Here is a 3548-nt window from a genome sequence, read left to right as displayed (position 1 = left end):
AAATTCTTTTAAGACATCTTCGTATAAATCTTTGACTTCGCAACAGAACCCTTTTTACCGTAAGTGTATATCCACTTACTAAGCTCGCTATAATACTTTATAACGTTTTTATTTACATGAGCAAAGCGAGTTTTTCCAACACGTTTAATCTAAAATATTGGCATTTTATACCATGATTTTCATGGTATATAAGTGCGCCTTTATATCTTATAGGGATATCTTATCTCTTTTTATAAGTATTTTCTAATTATACGTTTACATTCCTAACAGTAAATTTTTGTCTTAAAAAAATAAAAAAGCCACCAACTTATTGTCAGCAACTTTTTTATTTTAAAACTTAAATCAAATCATCAATCGGCACAGATTGGTATTTCGTGGTTAAGCCGTAGTCCCCACTCTGTTTGCACCGCTTCGTTTTTTTATGTGGCATAGATGCGTCAACCACTCATCAAGAAATTAGACTTCTCTATGGAACAATTTAACCGCATGCTCTGCGTGTCAGTTTTCTTTAAACTCATTATAGCATAAAGTCTCCCTGTTCGCTTTTGTCGCTCCGCTTGTCCACCTCAATTGAAAAAATCGGACGTTCTGCCTTTAGGAAAAATCCCTTGCGGTCGTGGTTACTTTGATTTTTTTGATAGAGTTAAGTATTTATCTCTTCCGTCAAATGGAAAGATAGCACGTATGGAAGACTCAAACACACCTTTAGCGATTACTTCTAGTTCTTCCAAGTCATCTTGAATTGGAGCTATACTATAAAAGTGGACAGAAAATTGTGTGTTATAATCTGTCTATTAAGACACAAAAATGAAAGGTGGAAAGGTTATAATAAACTAGACACAAAGTTAAGAGAAATCGTGGAAAGGTTTATTATGGCAAGAAGAAAATTCGATAAACAATTTAAAAATTCTGCAGTAAAACTCATTCTTGAAGAGGGTTACTCTGTTAAAGAAGTCAGCCAAGAGCTTGAGGTTCATGCCAATAGTCTTTATCGCTGGGTTCAAGAAGTTGAAGAATATGGAGAAAGTGCTTTTCCAGGCAATGGGACAGCCCTAGCTGATGCCCAACATAAGATTAAATTGTTAGAGAAAGAAAATCGTTATCTTCAGGAGGAACTTGAACTTCTAAAAAAGTTCCGGGTCTTCTTGAAGCGAAGCAAGTAAAACGTTTTGAATTTCTCTTGAAACATCATGGGAAGATAAAAATTAAACATGCAGTAAAAGTTCTTAAGGTTTCTCGCTCAGGTTTCTATGAATACATGCATCGTCGTCCTTCAAAACAACAAGTGGAGAGAGAAATTCTCTCAGAGAAGATAAAAGCTGTCTTTCATGAGCATAAGGGACGCTATGGTGCGGTTAGAATTACCAAGGTACTTCATAATACTGGTATTATGACCAACACGAAACGTGTTGGGAAACTGATGCACTTGATGGGACTTTATGCCAAGGGAAGCCGTTATAAATATAAACATTACAACAGAAAAGGAGCTTCGCTTTCAAGCCCCAATTTAATTAATCAGATCTTTAAAGCAACAGCTCCTAATAAAGTATGGCTGGGAGACATGACCTATATCCCTACCAAAGAAGGCACCTTATACTTAGCCGTGAATATCGACGTTTTTTCACGTAAGATTGTAGGCTGGTCAATGTCTTCACGGATGCAAGATAAACTGGTGAGGGATTGCTTCTTACAAGCTTGTGGGAAAGAACATCCTCAGCCTGGCTTGATTGTCCATACTGATCAAGGGAGTCAATATACAAGCTCTCGTTATCAATCTACTCTTCGTCAAGTCGGTGCTCAATCTAGCATGAGTCGTAAAGGAAATCCATATGACAATGCAATGATGGAGTCTTTTTATAAGACGCTAAAGAGGGAGCTTATTAATGATGCTCATTTTGAGACAAGAGCTGAGGCTACTCAAGAAATATTTAAATACATTGAGACCTATTACAATACAAAAAGGATGCATTCAGGTCTTGATTACAAGTCTCCAAAAGACTTTGAAAAATATAATTCTTAAATTCTCTTAACTCCGTGTCTAGTTTTTCGTTGACTTTCCATTAAGCGAATGTTAATATAATTATGATAGACTATGCTTATTCCAGAAAAACTTTTCATAAATACTCCTGAAAAACATCAACTATTGATGTTTTTCTTATTGACAAATAATATTGAAGTGGTAGAATGGGTACATTATAATAATAACCCCTAAAAATCATTGAATGGTTTTTAATCTACTTAGTAAAAAATCTCTTTCTAACTGAAGGAGTTTTTTTATTAAAAGTGAGCAAAAATTTACGAAAGTTTTTAAAGTGAAAATTTTATGTTTTTCACTTCAGAAATGGTATCTTTCCGAAAAACAAAAATTTTTCCGAAACTTATTATTTCTAGAGTGAAAATCATTAAACTCCCTTTTAAAACTTTTTTCTTTTTTATAATGAGAAATCTCTTTCAGTCAGAAGTAAATTTTACTATGGAGATTTTAAAATTAATGACTGAGATTTTTGATGGAAATATTTATTTAAAACTGAACTCAAAAATTATTTTCAAAAAATATTGTTCATTTTTTGTTTAAATATTTGATTGTAGTCCAATGTCAACGGAAATAAAATACTAGACAAAAACGGAAAACCAAAACAAGAAATTTACGCTTTTAAATTAGGAACAGTTTTTGAAACACACCAATTAGTTGAGTATGAAAATTTACCAAAACCAGTTGCTTATGTGCCGGACAACCCTGATGATAATCGCAAATTATTTTTCTCAATCACAAAGGCAAGTGCTGTTCCAATTAAGGTTTTAGAAACCACAGAAATGTGTTCTGGGGCAAATGGTTTTTACTCCCCTACAACGAAAGAAATTTGTTTAAGTCCGGACTTAAAAGGTTATCAAAGAATTAAAACTTTATTGCATGAAATCACTCATTCAAAATTGCACAAAGAGAGTCAAGAAGTTTTCGGTTCTGAAAAATATGCTTTACAAGAATTGGAAGCAGAATCTACCTCTTTTGTCGTTGCTAATCATTTAAATATTGACACAAAAGATTATTCAATCGGCTATTTAAATTCTTGGGGCTTTGATAAAATTTCTGATGAACAATTAGAAAATGTGATGAAAAATGTTCAAGAAACTGCAAAAGAATTAATTGAAAAAATTGATATTGAATTAGAAAAATATGTTGCTCCTGTACCGAAAAAATCAATGACAATGAAAGAAAGAATTGATAAGGCAAAAACAAAGTGTTCTGAAAAAAAATCACAAGAAACTGAACTAAAAAACGATAAACTTTCAAACAAAAAAATCAAAGGAGAAAATGAATGATGATCAACTATCAAGGCGAAGAATTTACAGAAACAGAATTTTACGGACGAGAAATTTTAGAAGCCATTCAACTGACAAATAAATTCCCTATATCTAAAAAAAAGCTAACAAGTAGTTTAGAAAAAATGATACATGAACAATTCGACTCAACCGTCTGCGTCAGCAGATCCTGCGTGGGCAGCAGCACCAGCACCCGCCCACTACGTGCGATACGCAGCGCAGCATGA

At 33.4% G+C, this 3548-nt stretch carries 3 protein-coding genes; all 3 read left to right on the top strand.

The window, feature by feature from the left end; genetic code table 11:
• Positions 1-872: 872 nt before the first annotated feature.
• The 3 genes from AB0M26_RS31565 to AB0M26_RS31555 all read left to right on the top strand — a co-directional run bounded on the left by AB0M26_RS31565 (position 873) and on the right by AB0M26_RS31555 (position 3548).
• A protein-coding gene (locus AB0M26_RS31565; RefSeq protein ID WP_192824012.1) for an IS3 family transposase occupies positions 873-2020 on the top strand; the annotation gives its coding sequence in 2 pieces (ribosomal slippage) (positions 873-1125 and positions 1125-2020; 1149 coding nt in all).
• A gap of 704 nt (positions 2021-2724) precedes the next feature.
• Positions 2725-3321, top strand: coding sequence for a zincin-like metallopeptidase domain-containing protein (locus tag AB0M26_RS31560; protein ID WP_347689051.1), 597 nt, complete (start codon positions 2725-2727; stop codon positions 3319-3321).
• Entirely contained in the window at positions 3318-3548 is a 231-nt protein-coding gene (locus AB0M26_RS31555) for a hypothetical protein (RefSeq protein WP_365266392.1), read from the top strand. Before AB0M26_RS31560 ends, AB0M26_RS31555 begins: the two co-directional genes overlap by 4 nt.

The sequence above is a fragment of the Streptomyces sp. NPDC051776 genome (genome assembly GCF_040681345.1).
In the GTDB taxonomy this organism is placed as follows: domain Bacteria; phylum Actinomycetota; class Actinomycetes; order Streptomycetales; family Streptomycetaceae; genus Streptomyces.
This window is presented reverse-complemented; position numbering and strand designations above follow the sequence as displayed.